Below are 14185 nucleotides of genomic sequence, written 5' to 3'. Positions count from 1 at the left end.
CGCATCGCCATTTGTGCTTCGGCGGGCGTTGCCGGGCCCGTTTGGAATATATTTCCGTTCTGACCCGAAAAAAGCTAGGCTAAGCGTATGAAAATCGATTCAACAGGATCTGTACGGTCGTCCGCGCGCGGATCGAAAAGCAAGGCTGGCCAGTCTGTAAAAGGAAGCGGTTTTACCGACCATCTATCGCCGCAGGCGGATTCGCCCGGTGCCGTTGGGTCTGCCGCCCCGACACAAAGCGTCGGCGCCCTGGTGGCGATCCAGGGCGTGCCGGATTCCACTGAAGGCCCGGCCAACGCCCGCGCCCGCCAATGGGGCAACGATGCGCTGGACCAGTTGGAGCAGATACGGCTGGACCTGCTCATGGGGGCAATTCCCATGGACCGGCTGACCAATCTGGCGCAAATGGTCGCGCGACGACGCAAGGACGCCACGGATCCCTACCTGAACAGCCTCCTGGACGACGTCGAACTGCGTGTCCGCGTTGAAATGGCGAAATACGAACCGCGCCGCAACGCGGCCCGGCTGTAGGATCGGAAAAAAAGACAGCGTTATTTCCGGGGCTTGCAGGATCGTCGCGCGCGAATATATAGTGCGCGCCGGTTTTGTGAACTTAATAGTGGAGCGACGCATGCACCCAACGCTTCCGCCTGATTATCGACCGTCGGAAGACGAAGAGTTTATGAATCCTGCGCAGCACGAGTATTTTCGCCAGAAACTCTTGCAGTGGCGCAGGCAGCTTTTGAAGGATACGGGCGAAACCAGAAACAGCCTCAAGGAAGAAAACCTCGCTGAACCGGACCTCGCAGACAGGGCAACGCTTGAAACGGACCGCTCCCTGGAATTGCGGACAAGAGATCGTCAAAGAAAACTGATCAACAAGATCGATTCTGCGCTACGGCGTATTGAAGACGGGACATACGGTTATTGCGAGGAAACCCAGAATCCCATTTCCCTGCGTCGGCTCGAAGCACGACCCATCGCGACCCTGACCATCGAAGCGCAGGAAATGCATGAACGGATGGAGCGGACACATCGCGACGATTGAGCGACGCTGCAACAATCGGATGCGTCATACGATCCGGCATGAAAAATACAGGCCAGCCGCCATGCTGGCCTGTATCGTTTTACGCGCGGCCAAAAAGGGCGTCAGGCTTTTCCCTTGATCTCCGCCATGGCCTGGCTGAAGCCGATCTGAAGCACCTCTACTTCGCTTTTGTAGGCCAGCAACAGCGCGCCGGCTTCCTTCCACTGCCGGGCCTGTTCCGCGCTGCTGCACAGCATGGCGCATGTCTTGCCGTATTTCCGGGCCGCTGCCAGAACAAGGTCGCGCTTTTCATCCAGAATCCGACCCATATCCGGTGTCCCGAAAACGCCGAGATCCTGCGCCAGATCGGTCGGCCCCAGCGTCAATGCGTCGATCCCGTCCATGGAGGCGATATCGTCGAGATGGTCAAATGCGCCGTCGGATTCGAGCATGACGGTGACAAAGACCTGCTTGTTGGCGAAGGCGAGACGGTCCATGACCGGAACCCCGATTTCGTACTCCGTGGCCGCGGTGTTCCCCGCCATGCCCCGTGAACCCATTGGTGTGTAGCGTGATGCCGCGACGATCTCGGCCGCCTGTTCCGCGGTGTCCACCTGCGGGCAGTGCAGGTTCCATACACCGGCGTCGAGCAGACGGGTAATCCACTCGCGATTGGCTTTCGGCGGTCGGACGGCGATTGGAAAGTCAATGGCGCGCGCCATGAGCGCCATGTTGGCAATGGTTTCAATCGACGGCGTGGCATGTTCCATGTCGATTCGTGCGAAGTCGAGGCCGGCCGCTTTCAGCAGCGGCAGAATTGCCGGGTTGCGGATCATATTGACCCAGGTGCCGATCTGTACTTCGCCGCGTTCGACGCCGGCCCGCATCGGATTGATGTGCATTGGTCCTGTCTTCCCTGTAACGGTTGCCATGTCGGCAGAAACGCCGATCGGCCGTCAGCATACCGATACTGTCCCGCGCAGCGCAATTCGCACCGCCCGGAATGCGTGACGGTCATGGTGTGCTTCAGAACGGGAAGATAATGTCGATCAACTGGTTGCCGTAGCGCGGCTGCTGGAGGTCGGACAACTGTCCACGGCCGCCATAGGATACGCGAAGTTCGGCAATCTGTTCATGCGGAATCTGGTTTTGATTGGTGATGTCCTGTGGCCGGATCACGCCGGTAACCTGGATTTCACGCACTTCGTAATTGACGCGGATTTCCTGCCTGCCATGCAGCACAAGGTTGCCATTGGGCAGTACCTGGCTGACGACCGCCGCGACCCGTAGTGTAATCTCTTCCTCGCGTGCGATGGATCCGTTGCCATTATTCGTTGTGTTGCTGTTGATGTTCAGCAGGTTGGCCGGATCGACGGCCTGTGGCAGCAGCCGGTTCAACGCGGCCTGATAGCCCAGCAACGCGCCGGCGCCGGCGTCTTCCGCCGCGGCTCGGGACCGTTCCGTTTCGTTTTCGAGATCCGCCTGATCGTCGACCGCGATCACCACGGTCACGATATCGCCGACCTGGCTGGCGCGGAGATCCTTGAAGAACGCCCGCGATCCCGTGCGCCAGAGCGAGTTCGGATTGTGGTGCGCCAGGACGGGGGCCGGCATGGGCATGGTGATCGGCCTGTAGCCCTGCGTCTGCGTCGGGTTCTGGATACTTGATATTTTCGGCTCCTCACCGACTGCGGCAAGCCGGGAGAGGGCATTGCATCCCGACAATGTCATGACAGTGACGACGAGACAGGTGAGCCGGATCGTGCCGGTTTTGATTGACGGGGTCATTTCAGATCCTGCCGCGCTGAGGTGCTGTGAACGGTTGTGACTTCGACGCGCTTGTCCCCGACGACGACGGCGCTGATAATCTTTCCGCTATTGATATTCTGAACCCGGACAACATCGCCGCTCGCGCCATTCTGAAGCGCCTTTCCCATGGCGGTCAGTTGCATCGTCGGCGTCGTGAGCGCAATGGTGACCGGTTTGCCGCGGACAACAAGGACAGGAGCCTGCACCTCGCTTTCCCTGACGGCGCGGTCGGCCGTGATCGGCCGGCGCGGGCTGAGGCCCACGAGCGATTCAACGTCGGTTATGGTTTGCGTGTCGATATTCGCGACCCGGACGGTTTTCCATTCGATATCCCGGTCGTGAATGATCTCGTCGCGGTTCATGCGACGCGACAGGATCGGTATATCGACGACCGGGTAGGCGTAGCCGGTAATTGAGGTCCGCACTGCGCCCGGACGGTCATCCGGGGCGATGATCCGGGCCGAGAAGCGCTTGTTGTGGGAATCGTAAGAGATAGACTGGACCTCGACGCGGGCAGGCATGCTGAACGGCAAAAACAGCCGCATCGTCCGGTTGTCCAGTTCGACTTCGATTTCGCCCAGGTCGTCGTGTTTCCGGCGCAGGGCTTCGGTGACCGTCGTGTGGATCTGGTCGGGTTCGATGACCTGACTGCGCCGTTCCACGATTGCCTTGTCCAGCCGGCTGGATGGCCGCCAGGATATCCTGTAGGCGCGGGCGACCCGGTACAGCCAGTCCGCTTCCAGGATAAGGGTCTGGCCGGCGCGGGGGGCATTGGCGATGACTCTTTCGGCCAGTTCGCCCGCACCGTCGAACACGTCGCCGAGTTTGACGGTATCGCTGTCGACCACCACATGGGAGCGAAGGTAGGTACGGGGCGCCGCCTGGACGCTGGCTGCCAGAAAAACAACAACAGCTGTCAGCGACACGAATATATGTATTGCCTTCATGCTGTTCCTCCCGCGTTAACGCAGATTGCTGAGAACGGCCATCATCTGATCCGATGTCTCGATGACCTTGGAATTCATTTCATAGGCGCGCTGGGCGGTAATCAGGTTGGAGATTTCCTCGACAACGTTGACATTCGAGGTTTCCAGAAAGCCCTGCTGAATCGTACCGATGCCTGTCGACCCCGGCGTTCCGGTCGTCGGCGTCCCGGATGCGGGCGTCTCGAGAAACAGATTGTCGCCGATCGCCAGCAGGCCCGCCTCGTTGGAGAAAATCGCGAGGTCCAGCTGCCCGACATTGGCCGGCGCGACCTGACCGTCCTGTTGCGCCAGGACCTGTCCGCTGGCGTTAACGGAAACGTCGACGGCATCGGTCGGGATCGTGATGGCGGGTTCGACAATAAAGCCGTCCGCGGTGACCAGTTCGCCATTGGCGCTCAACTGGAAGGAACCGGCGCGGGAGTACGCGATGTCGCCGTTCGGCAATTGCACCTGAAAGTAACCGTTGCCGTTGATGGCCAGATCGAAAGTGTTCTCTGTCAGCGTGAGATTGCCCTGTTCGGTAATCCGGTAGACCGCCGCGGTCTTGACCCCGAGTCCGATCTGGACCCCGGCGGGAACGATGGTGCCGGTGTCGGAGGATTCCGAACCGACGCGCCGCAGGTTCTGATACAGGAGATCCTGGAATTCCGCCCGCCGCCTCGTGTAGGCGGTCGTGTTCATATTGGCGATATTGTGGGAAATGACCTCAACGTTGAGCTGCTGCGCGAGCATGCCCGTTGCGCCAATACTTAATGATCTCATAATGTTATACCTTTAATTCTGCCGCAGGCTCGTCAGTTTTCCGACCGACCGCATGAATTGGTCATGTTCGTCTTTGATGAGCTTCGCGGTTGATTCATAGGATCGGTGAATGTCGATCATGCGCGTCATTTCGATGATGGCCTGCACGTTGGACTGTTCCAGCGCCCCCTGTACTATCCGGCTTTTGACGGCATCCTGGGGTTGCTGCCCCTCGGCGCTGAACAGGCCGTTGCCTTCGCGTTTCAGTTCTGATTCCTTTTCAAACTCGTACAGGCCGATACGACCGATCGTGGCGGCGTTACTGCTGACGGTTCCGTCATCCGAAATGGTCAGGCTTCCGGCATCCGGCGGCACGATAATCGGGGCGCCGGCACTGGACAGCACGAGATCGCCCAGCCCGTCTACAATTCGGCCCTGCCCATCCAGCTGGAACCGGCCGTGCCGGGTGTAACGGACGCCTTCCGCCGTCTCGATCGAGAAATAGGCCTGTCCGGATATTGCCAGGTCGAGGTCGTTGCCGGTTGTCGATACCGGGCCGGCCGACAGATCCCGCGCCGTGCCGATATCCTGCACGAACGAGAGCGCCTCGCCCCTGGCGGGTTCCGTGATGTGTTCGCGAAAGATCATTTTTTCCGCTTTGAATGCGGGTGTATTCATGTTGGCGATGTTATGCGCGACGAGGCTCATTTCGCGCCGCAATGCCAATTGCCGGGAGAGTGCGATATAACCTGCGTTTTCCATTCGGACACCGTTTCTTCGTTGCCTGTGGTCTGCCCGTCAGGAATGCACAGGGTGTGCCATCCCGAAAAATGTGCAGAAACATATAGATGCTGGTCTGGAGCCATGGTCGGCCATGCCGCTCCGGGCGTTTCCCGGAAGGCTTTGCCCGGCACTTCTTGCCGTGATGCGGCGCCCGCTTCCGGATTTGTTCGTTGAATTTTAAGATTCGAATATTATTCTGTTTTCATTAATATATGGTCGAAGTGCAAAGTATGTACGATGTATTGGCAAAATAACCGCCAACTGAAAATCGGGAAATTATGAGCAACGAAGAAGCAGATGACGGCTCTGGCGACGAAATAGCCGATGGCGAAGAAGGATCCGGCAAGTCGGGTCTTGGCGGCAAGAAACTCATATTGTTTATTGTGCTGCCGTTATTGCTGCTCGTTGGCGGCGGCGCCGGCGTGTATTTCAGCGGCATGCTGGATTCTGTCCTTGGTGTGGAACAGGCAGCCGGAGAAAATCCGCCGGCGGAAGAAGCCGCTGCTGAAATGCCCAGCCATTATGTCGACCTGGACGAAATGCTGGTGACCCTTGCCGGCAAGGGCCGAAAACAGAGCTTTCTGAAGATGCGGATCAGCCTGGAACTCGCCGGCCCGGAAGACGAAGTCAGGGTCGCCGCGGTCATGCCGCGCATCATCGATAACTTTCAGGTTTTCCTGCGCGAATTGCGGGTTGAGGAACTTCAGGGATCGCAGGGGGTCTATCGGGTAAAGGAGGAGTTGCTGGCGCGGGTCAACACGGCGACGCATCCCGCAAAAGTAAAGGACGTGCTGTTTCGCGAAATTCTGGTACAGTAATTGCACATTCCCAGTCGTACGCATTTGACCATCAGGACGCATGACAATGGCTGACGATGAAGAAGAAGTCGATGACGACGCCGTAGCCGCGGAAGGCGCGGCAATGGCTGAAGAAGGGGAAGACGGCGACAATTCCGCCGTGGCGGATGAATGGGCCGCGATGGCCGATGACGCCGATGACGGGGCATCCGCTCGCGTTCTGAACCAGGACGAAATCGACAGTCTGCTCGGCTTCCAGGAAGGCGGCGATGGCGGCGGCGAGCGGTCGGGTATTGAAGCGATCATCGACAGCGGCATGGTGTCGTATGAGCGCCTGCCGATGCTGGAAGTGGTATACGACCGGCTTGTGCGCATGATGACGACGTCACTGCGCAATTTTACGTCCGACAACGTCGAGGTCAGCCTCGACAATATCACGTCGATCCGTTTCGGCGATTACCTGAATTCCATTCCCCTGCCGGCGATGCTTTCGGTTTTCAAGGCGGAGGAATGGGATAATTTCGGTCTCATCACCGTCGACAGTTCGCTGATCTACTCGATTGTCGACGTCCTGCTCGGCGGCCGCCGAGGAACGGCGGCGATGCGCATCGAAGGGCGGCCGTATACGACCATCGAACGCGGTCTGGTCGAGCGCATGGTCAATGTTGTCCTGGCGGATCTGTCGGCCGCCTTTGACCCGTTGAGTTCGGTCACTTTCCGGTTCGACCGCCTCGAAACCAACCCGCGCTTCGCCACGATCGCGCGGCCGGCGAATGCCGCAATTCTGGCCCGGTTGCGGATCGACATGGAAGATCGCGGCGGGCGACTGGAACTGATGCTGCCCTATGCGACGCTGGAGCCGGTGCGCGAATTGCTGCTGCAGATGTTCATGGGCGAAAAATTCGGCCGTGATTCGATCTGGGAAAATCACCTGGCGACGGAATTGTGGTTCACCGATGTGCTGGTCGAGGCCGTGCTGGACGAAATTTACCTGCCGCTCAACGAAGTCATGCACTGGAAAGTCGGAACACAGATTCAATTACAGGCGAAACCTGACAGCGAAGTTGTGCTACGATGCGGCGCGGTTCCGCTGTTCAAGGCGTCGATGGGGCGAAAAAGCGGCCATGTCGCGGTGCGGGTCAATGAGCGCTTGATGGAGTAACGGTTATTTTTCTCGGTCAAATGGGTCTTATTGTCGACGTGTTGGGCGCTGTGCTGATGGCGGCGGTGATTTTCTATGTCATTCGTCTGAACGCCAACCTGAAGACGTTGAAGGCGGGCAAGGCGGAACTTGAAGCGCTGATTGCCGCGTTCACGGAGTCAACCAACCGGGCCGAGGCGAGCGTGCTGCGATTGAAGAGCAGCGCGACGGAAACCGCGACGGCGTTGCAGGCAAATGTGACCAAGGCCCAGGAACTGCGCGACGACCTGTCATTCATGACGGACCGGGCCGATGAACTGGCCACTCGTCTGGAAGGCGCGATTGCCGCCGCCCGGGGCGTATCGCCCGCGACCGGCGCGACGACTGCGTCGCAGTCCCGCACGCAACAGCCGCCAAAGGCCGATGAGTCGCAGGATGAGCGCGGCAAGTCGAAAGCCGAACTTCTGCGGGCCCTGCAGGGGATGAGGTAGTATTATGTTCGGTATCCGGCTGGTGCCCGTAACGATTTTCGTGGCCACACTGATGCTGACGGTAAAGCTCGGCAATATCTGGTCGGCTGTCAGCGATGACAGTCGCGCCATTGAAGTCGGTTCCGTTGCGGCCCAGGAAAAGCCGGCGGTTGCGGAAATGCAAACGGCGTCTGATGAAACGGAAAAGGCGCAGGCGGAAGCCGTCGGCGGGGACAGCGAAGCGCCGCAGGAAATCCAGGACGTTTCAAAAATGAGCCATTCCGAAATACGCCTGTTGCAGGAACTGGCGGAACGGCGGGAACTGCTCGACAGGCGCGAACGGGAACTCGATCAGCGCAGCGTGCTCCTGAAGGCGGCGGAACAGCGGATTGTCGAAAAGCAGGAAGAATTCAAGAAGATCCGCATCGAAATAAAAGGCCTGCTCGATATCAAGGAAAAAGAGGAATTGGAACGGTTGAACCGCCTGGTCGGCATCTACTCCAACATGAAGCCGAAGGACGCGGCGACAATATTCAATGAACTCGACATGGTTGTATTGCTGGATGTCATGAAGTCGATGAGCGCCCGTAAGGTGGCGCCGATCATCGCGGCCATGGACGCCGAACGCGCCCGCAAGCTGACGCAACAACTGGCGGAGCACCGGCTCGTACCGGCTGTCCCCAATTGAACCTGACCTGTCTTGTTGAAGATATGGCACGGGTAGGTTGTCGCGCCGGTTTGGCAAAGATTTCTCCAGACAGCAAAATTTTTCAATTTTAACCCCGAATTAACGCAATCGGGTTTGAATTGACCCCAAATTTGAGGTGCGGGATTGCCGTGCTGATTGCCCTATACAAGGAGGCATGCATGGCCGTTGACAAGAACATGCCCGTTCTCATCGTCGACGATTACAAGACGATGTTGCGGATTATCCGGAATTTGCTGAAGCAGTTGGGCTTCTTGAATGTCGACGAAGCAACGGATGGCGGCGAAGCGTTGACAAAGATGCGCGGCGCGAATTTCGGCCTTGTGATTTCAGACTGGAACATGGAACCGATGACCGGTCTCCAGCTGCTGAAGGAGGTGCGCGCCGACGAAGTTCTGAAATCGACTCCCTTTGTCATGATCACGGCGGAGAGCAATACGGAAAACGTTATTGCCGCAAAGCAGGCCGGCGTGAACACTTACATCGTCAAGCCGTTCAACGCGGCGACGCTCAAGACTAAATTAGCCAGCGTCATCGGCCACTTCTGAGCAGGATCCGTTCATGATCTGATCTGGCGGAACTATCGGCACAGAACAAGGCTGCCGCGGGAAGGGTTGAGCCAGCCTGCTGAATGGCCCGCAAATAGAGGGTGGCGGAAATAGTCAGGATGACATAGATAGTATATTGGCGCGTTTTGATTTGATGATTTAAAGCCAGATATTTATTATGGACGCTTTCGAACCCAGCAAGCCAGGGCCGGTACAAGACACCGGCCCTATCTTGTTTCTGGGCCTGTTTCTGTTGCTGCTTGCCTTCTTTATTCTTCTCAATGCCCTGGCGACCCGCGAGGAGATCCGGACCCGCGCGGTCATCAATTCCCTGATCCTGACCTTTCAGGCGCCGGAGCAGGAAACGCCGTCGAAGGAGGTGTTTATCTCCGCGCTGGCGCCGGTTCCGGAACCGGAAGACCTCGTCGATGAATTCGAACGGCTCTGGGTCGCCTCCATACCGTTGCTGAAGGTGACACGTCTGTCGCAGGGGCGAACGATGGAGGTCAACATGCCGACAAACGAATTTTTCGTCGGACCCGGCGCCGGTCTTCGGGCTGACAGGGTGACGCTCTTCGTCAACACGGCCAGGGCGCTGGCGTTCAAGTCGGACGGCTTTGTCAATGAACTGGAATTCGTGTTCGGCGTCGAGAAGGGGCTGCGAAGGAGCGGCGAGTCCGTGCAGGTTGTGCGCGCCGCGGCAATCGCGCGCGAACTGATTGCGAACGGGGCGCCGCCCGACACGGTGACCGTGGGAACGCAATGGGGCGAAGCGCGGCAGATTCGCATGCGCTTCCATGTCCGGGACGAAAGCAAGGCGTATGTCGATTTTGGAGAATATGCGACCCAGGGGACTTCCCCATGAACGAATTCGAACCGGAACATGCCAAGGCGCCGATATGGCTGGTGACGTTCGGCGACGTCATAGCGTTGTTGCTGACGTTTTTTGTGATGCTGTATGCGACGGCTCGGATACCGTCGGAAGACTGGGACGCGGTCGTCGGGACGCTGTCGCAAAGCCTTCGGTTTTCCCAATCCGGCATGGCGCCGAACCCCCAATCGGACGTATCGATTCCGATCACCCAGTTGCAGCCGGCGCTTTCGACCGAATACCTCTCCGGTATCCTGCGTGAACAGCTCGGCGGGCACGAGACACTGCGCGATACGGTGGTACGTCTCCAGGACAATCGTGTTTCCCTTTCCGTTGCATCGGGTACGATGTTTGCCCCGGGAGATGACGAGCCGTCGGCGGAGGCGAAGGCGTCAATCGTGCAACTGGGCGGCGTTTTTTCGAATATCGTCAATCAACTGGAGATTCGCGGCCACGCGGGCCGTTCAGCCGACGAAGGCGAGGATTTCGAGGAAAACCAGCGGCTCTCCCTGCGCCGCGCGGAAACGGTTGCGCAAATTCTGCACGATACGGGCTACGAGCGTAATATAATCGTTCTCGGCCTGGGCGACTCCCGGTTTGAGCGAATGGATCCGCGGATTGGCGCCGAACAGCGCGAGGCGCTGTCCAGGCGGGTTGATTTTATCGTTCACGGCGTGACGGAAAATTAGTGGCGACGACACGCATATTTGTTCTGGTTTTTCTGACGCTGCTGGCTCTGACACGAACAGGCCAGGCGGCGGATGTACCTGTTCGCGGTTGGGCGCATGCGGAATACGGCCGAATTGTTTTCGACTGGCCCGCACCGGTGAACTATTCCGCCGCAATTGCCGACCGCCAACTGGCTGTCCGCTTCGACCAGCCGATCAGCGGTCGCTTCGACGAGGTTCGGGAATACCTGCAGGACTATATCGGCAATGTCGCGGTTTCCGCGGACGGGCGGGTGGCCCGGTTCGCGCTGACGGGCGATTTCAGTCTGCGCACGTTCAAGAACGGGAACTCGGTTGTCGTTGATCTCCTGCGCAATCCGGATGGGCAGAGCCGCACGGTACCGCCGCTGGGCATCCGTATCGGCGAGCATCCGAACTATACGCGGCTCGTTTTCGACTGGAACAGCGCCGTCACCTATAGCGCCGAACTTAGTGGCCCCAATCTGCTCGTTCGTTTCAACCGCCCGGCACGGCTCGATCTTGACGCGATCCGGCGGGACCTGCCGCCCGGTATCGTAAACCCTGCGGCGCAGGATGCGGGAAATGGCGTCGCTTTCTCCCTGGACGTTCCCGGCAATTCCCGGCTGCGCCATTTCCGGTCCGGCACAAAGGTCGTCGTCGATATTCTGGCCGAACCGGCGGAAAAGCCGTCGCCTGCGGCGCCCGCTGCGGCGGCGGCACCCGTGCGCCGTGCGCAGGCGTCGGCTGTTCCCGCACCGGTGCCTGCCGCGCCGGATGCGCCCGCCGCGCCGGAGAAAGCACCGGCAGCCGAACCGGTTCAGCCCGCACCGACGGCGGCTGTCGGGCCACGGCGGCTGTTGCCGGATAGCCAGGAGAAGGAACATGCGGCCGGACGTGAATCCGGAACGGCAACGGCGGCTGCCGCGCCACATGAAGCCGCTTCGCCTGACCAGTCGCTTCAGGAGCAGGCGCAGGCTTCCGGCGGCGTTGCCGCAGAAACGCCTGCGGTCGCCGCGTCGGAGGCGCCGCAGCAGCACGAAGCCGAAGCAAGGCAGTTGGTGCAGGACGCGTTCGCCGCCGCCAAATCCGACGCGCCGATCGGGGCGTCCGTTGCCGCATCGGTCAGCATGGTATTTGAATGGCCGGAGCCGGTCGGGGCGGCGGTCTTCGCGCGGGCGGGCCATGTCTGGATTGTGTTCGACAGCCGGGCGCCCCTCGACCTGGCGCCCTTGCGCGCCGCCGGCCGCGGATTGATCTCCCGTCTGGAGCAACTCCCCGTCGGCAACGCCAGTGTCCTGCGCATGGTTGCGAACGAAAATCTGAGCCCCTTTGCGCGACGCGACGGTACGAACTGGGTCATCGAATTCCGGGAAGGTCGTATCCGTCCCGAAATACAGATCCCTATCGAGGTTCGAACCGGCGGTAACAATGGGCCGGAACTGTTTTTTCCCGCGATAGAAGCCGGCAATATCTATCAGATTCCCGACCCCGAAGTCGGCGACATGATCATGGTCGCGACTGTCCAGGCGTCGAGCCAGGGCATTGCGGGACAGCGGGCCTACCCGCAATTCCAGATTCTTGCATCGACACAAGGCGTCGCCGTTGTGCCGCTGAGCGACGATCTGGAGCTTGCCAGGGCCGATGACGGCCTGATCCTGTCCCTTGCGGGCGGATTGCATGTATCCGGTGTATCGCCCGACGGCGGCCAGGAAGCCGGAAACGCTGCAGGGGAGCGGGCACGGCGAATCTTCAATATATCGGAATGGATGCAGGGCGACGCGGAAAATTATTACAATCTCCGCCAGAAACTGCAGGACGAGATAACGCAACTGCCGCGCGAACGCCGTAATACAGGCCGGATGAAACTGGCGCAGTTCTATTTTGCCCGGACCCTCGCGCCGGAGGCGAAGGGCGTTCTGGAGGTCGCGGAATCGGTCGACGAACGCGCCGCGGTCCAGCCGGAGTTCAAGGCCCTCAAGGGCGCAATCGCCATCCTGCACGGCGACGTTGATGAAGCGGCCCGGAACCTGAACGACCCCCGGCTTGATAAATACGAGGAAATCCAGCTCTGGCGCGGCCTTGTTGCCGCCGCCGTCGGAAATGACAAGCAGGCATCGTTGCTGTTTCAGAACGGCGAAGCCGTCCTGCACGGCTATCCGGAACCCATGAAATCCCGGCTGGCGCTGATTGTCGTCGATGCCGCCCTGAACGCCCGGGATCCGGGCGCCGCGAGTCGCTGGCTGAATGAAATCAGCAAGAAGACCGACCACATGACGCGCGGCCAGCGGGCCACAATGCAATACCTGCAGGGCCGGGTCGCGTTCGTCAATCGGGACCTGAACCGGGCGATGGAGTTGTGGACCGAATTGCAGAAGAGCGGCGATGCATGGAACGCCGCGCGGGCCGCGCTGTCGCTGGTCAATCTGGGGCTGTTGCAGGAGACGATGCCGATTGACGAAGCGATTTCGCGACTGGAAGATCTTCGGTACCGGTGGCGCGGCGACGAATTCGAACTGGATGTTCTGCGGCGTCTGGGCGGGCTGTATCTCGACAAGGACGATTATCGTAACGGGCTCGGGATATACCGGGTCATCGCGACCTATTTTCCCGATCATCCCGATACCAAGCGGATTGCCCAGATCATGACCGATACCTTCAAGGAACTGTACCTTGAAGGAAAGGCGGATACGCTGCCGCCGCTGACTGCGCTGGCGCTGTATGACGAATTCCGGGAACTGACGCCGGCGGGCCCGGATGGCAATGTCATGATTCAGAAACTGGCGGAGCGCCTGGTCGATGTCGATCTTCTGAAGCGCGCGGCGGATTTGCTGGAGCATCAGGTCAAGTTCCGCCTGCAGGGTGAGGAACGCGCGGTCGTTGGGGCCAAGCTGGCGCTTATCCGGCTGCTCGACCGGGATCCGAAGGCGGCGATCGAGGCATTGCGGACGACGGCATATTCCCGTCTCCCCGAAGAACTGGATGATGACCGTCGCCGGATTCAGGCACGGGCCTATTTCGAAACCGGGCGCGTACAGGAAGCGGTAGAGTTGCTGGCGGGAGACGTGTCGCGCAATGCGGATCTGCTGCGGGCGGATATCCAGTGGAAATCGGAAAACTGGCCGGAGGCGGCGAAGGCCCTGCAGCGTTTCGCCGGCGAGCCGCCTGCGGAAGGCACGACCTATGACAGGGCCGATGCGCAGGTTGTTTTGAACTGGGCCGTTGCGTTGCGATTGAGCAGGGATGAAAGCGGCCTGTCCGTGTTACGGGAATTATACGGTTCGGCCATGGAGGCAAGCCCGTTGGCAAACGCGTTCCAGTTCATCGCGAGCCCGTCGGGCGCGGACGAGCCGTTGGATATCGAGAACGTAACGGGCCGCATAGCGGAAACGGACATGTTTGACGCATTCCTGGCGGAATACCTGGAAGACAACAAGAGACGCCTTCTGAAGTCCAATACGGCGCCACCAGCGCCTGGCCCTGCTGCCCCCGACACCGCGGCGCCCGCGGCAACGCCGCAGGCCACCCGCCCGGCTGCCGCGCCGCCGGTGAGCGGCTGACGAATGTGCCTCGTGGCCTGGGACCAGCGCGCGGCGGGGTCAGGTCAGATCGTGTTTGGC

The 14185-nt window shown here is 59.9% G+C and carries 15 protein-coding genes; 10 read left to right on the top strand and 5 right to left on the bottom strand.

Going from position 1 to position 14185, the window contains the following annotated elements:
* Positions 1-87 precede the first annotated feature (87 nt).
* Entirely contained in the window at positions 88-531 is a 444-nt protein-coding gene (locus WD767_16940; GenBank protein MEX2617778.1) for a flagellar assembly protein FliX, read from the top strand.
* 100 nt (positions 532-631) lie between these two features.
* Positions 632-1048: an RNA polymerase-binding protein DksA gene (gene dksA / locus WD767_16935; protein ID MEX2617777.1), complete on the top strand. Its 417-nt coding sequence runs from the start codon at positions 632-634 to the stop codon at positions 1046-1048.
* 101 nt (positions 1049-1149) lie between these two features.
* On the opposite strand, the gene WD767_16930 is transcribed toward dksA, so the two are convergent.
* From WD767_16930 to flgF, 5 genes are all read right to left on the bottom strand, one after another.
* On the bottom strand, positions 1150-1929 hold the full coding sequence (locus WD767_16930; GenBank protein MEX2617776.1) for an aldolase/citrate lyase family protein: 780 nt from the start codon (positions 1927-1929) through the stop codon (positions 1150-1152).
* 124 nt (positions 1930-2053) lie between these two features.
* Positions 2054-2815, bottom strand: a complete 762-nt coding sequence (gene flgH, locus WD767_16925; GenBank protein MEX2617775.1) for a flagellar basal body L-ring protein FlgH — start codon at positions 2813-2815, stop codon at positions 2054-2056.
* Entirely contained in the window at positions 2812-3783 is a 972-nt protein-coding gene (gene flgA, locus WD767_16920; protein ID MEX2617774.1) for a flagellar basal body P-ring formation chaperone FlgA, read from the bottom strand. The genes flgH and flgA overlap by 4 nt, the downstream gene beginning before the upstream one ends.
* A 15-nt stretch (positions 3784-3798) precedes the next feature.
* Positions 3799-4584 (bottom strand): flagellar basal-body rod protein FlgG, encoded by a 786-nt coding sequence (gene flgG / locus WD767_16915; GenBank protein ID MEX2617773.1) that lies wholly within the window; start codon positions 4582-4584, stop codon positions 3799-3801.
* A gap of 12 nt (positions 4585-4596) precedes the next feature.
* Positions 4597-5325 carry a flagellar basal-body rod protein FlgF gene (gene flgF / locus WD767_16910; GenBank protein MEX2617772.1) on the bottom strand — a complete coding sequence of 243 codons (729 nt, stop codon included), beginning with the start codon at positions 5323-5325 and terminating at the stop codon, positions 4597-4599.
* Positions 5326-5624: 299 nt separating this feature from the next.
* Between flgF and WD767_16905 the strand changes: the two genes are divergently transcribed.
* From WD767_16905 to WD767_16870, 8 genes are all read left to right on the top strand, one after another.
* Positions 5625-6164 (top strand): flagellar basal body-associated FliL family protein, encoded by a 540-nt coding sequence (locus WD767_16905; protein ID MEX2617771.1) that lies wholly within the window; start codon positions 5625-5627, stop codon positions 6162-6164.
* A 46-nt stretch (positions 6165-6210) separates the two neighbouring features.
* Entirely contained in the window at positions 6211-7305 is a 1095-nt protein-coding gene (fliM, locus tag WD767_16900) for a flagellar motor switch protein FliM (GenBank protein ID MEX2617770.1), read from the top strand.
* 20 nt (positions 7306-7325) lie between these two features.
* The gene (locus WD767_16895) at positions 7326-7775 is read left to right on the top strand and encodes a DUF6468 domain-containing protein (GenBank protein ID MEX2617769.1); all 450 of its coding nucleotides are present in this window, start codon (positions 7326-7328) and stop codon (positions 7773-7775) included.
* Between the two features lie 4 nt (positions 7776-7779).
* A complete protein-coding gene (locus tag WD767_16890) occupies positions 7780-8442 on the top strand; it encodes a hypothetical protein (GenBank protein MEX2617768.1) in 663 nt (220 codons plus the stop codon).
* A 179-nt stretch (positions 8443-8621) separates the two neighbouring features.
* Positions 8622-9008 (top strand): response regulator, encoded by a 387-nt coding sequence (locus WD767_16885; GenBank protein ID MEX2617767.1) that lies wholly within the window; start codon positions 8622-8624, stop codon positions 9006-9008.
* A gap of 178 nt (positions 9009-9186) precedes the next feature.
* On the top strand, positions 9187-9873 hold the full coding sequence (locus WD767_16880) for a hypothetical protein (GenBank protein ID MEX2617766.1): 687 nt from the start codon (positions 9187-9189) through the stop codon (positions 9871-9873).
* A complete protein-coding gene (locus WD767_16875) occupies positions 9870-10568 on the top strand; it encodes a flagellar motor protein MotB (protein MEX2617765.1) in 699 nt (232 codons plus the stop codon). Before WD767_16880 ends, WD767_16875 begins: the two co-directional genes overlap by 4 nt.
* Positions 10568-14125 carry a hypothetical protein gene (locus WD767_16870; protein ID MEX2617764.1) on the top strand — a complete coding sequence of 1186 codons (3558 nt, stop codon included), beginning with the start codon at positions 10568-10570 and terminating at the stop codon, positions 14123-14125. Before WD767_16875 ends, WD767_16870 begins: the two co-directional genes overlap by 1 nt.
* Positions 14126-14185: the final 60 nt, after the last annotated feature.

Source organism: Alphaproteobacteria bacterium (assembly GCA_040905865.1).
Lineage (GTDB): Bacteria > Pseudomonadota > Alphaproteobacteria > UBA8366.
The sequence above is the reverse complement of the archived record's forward strand: the minus strand, read 5'-3'. Positions and strand labels throughout refer to the sequence as shown.

Coding starts and splice junctions, on each gene's coding strand:
- WD767_16940 (MEX2617778.1), top strand. CDS start 88: ATGAAAATCGATTCAACAGGATCTGTACGGTCGTCCGCGCGCGGATCG.
- dksA (MEX2617777.1), top strand. CDS start 632: ATGCACCCAACGCTTCCGCCTGATTATCGACCGTCGGAAGACGAAGAG.
- WD767_16930 (MEX2617776.1), bottom strand. CDS start 1,929: ATGCACATCAATCCGATGCGGGCCGGCGTCGAACGCGGCGAAGTACAG.
- flgH (MEX2617775.1), bottom strand. CDS start 2,815: ATGACCCCGTCAATCAAAACCGGCACGATCCGGCTCACCTGTCTCGTC.
- flgA (MEX2617774.1), bottom strand. CDS start 3,783: ATGAAGGCAATACATATATTCGTGTCGCTGACAGCTGTTGTTGTTTTT.
- flgG (MEX2617773.1), bottom strand. CDS start 4,584: ATGAGATCATTAAGTATTGGCGCAACGGGCATGCTCGCGCAGCAGCTC.
- flgF (MEX2617772.1), bottom strand. CDS start 5,325: ATGGAAAACGCAGGTTATATCGCACTCTCCCGGCAATTGGCATTGCGG.
- WD767_16905 (MEX2617771.1), top strand. CDS start 5,625: ATGAGCAACGAAGAAGCAGATGACGGCTCTGGCGACGAAATAGCCGAT.
- fliM (MEX2617770.1), top strand. CDS start 6,211: ATGGCTGACGATGAAGAAGAAGTCGATGACGACGCCGTAGCCGCGGAA.
- WD767_16895 (MEX2617769.1), top strand. CDS start 7,326: ATGGGTCTTATTGTCGACGTGTTGGGCGCTGTGCTGATGGCGGCGGTG.
- WD767_16890 (MEX2617768.1), top strand. CDS start 7,780: ATGTTCGGTATCCGGCTGGTGCCCGTAACGATTTTCGTGGCCACACTG.
- WD767_16885 (MEX2617767.1), top strand. CDS start 8,622: ATGGCCGTTGACAAGAACATGCCCGTTCTCATCGTCGACGATTACAAG.
- WD767_16880 (MEX2617766.1), top strand. CDS start 9,187: ATGGACGCTTTCGAACCCAGCAAGCCAGGGCCGGTACAAGACACCGGC.
- WD767_16875 (MEX2617765.1), top strand. CDS start 9,870: ATGAACGAATTCGAACCGGAACATGCCAAGGCGCCGATATGGCTGGTG.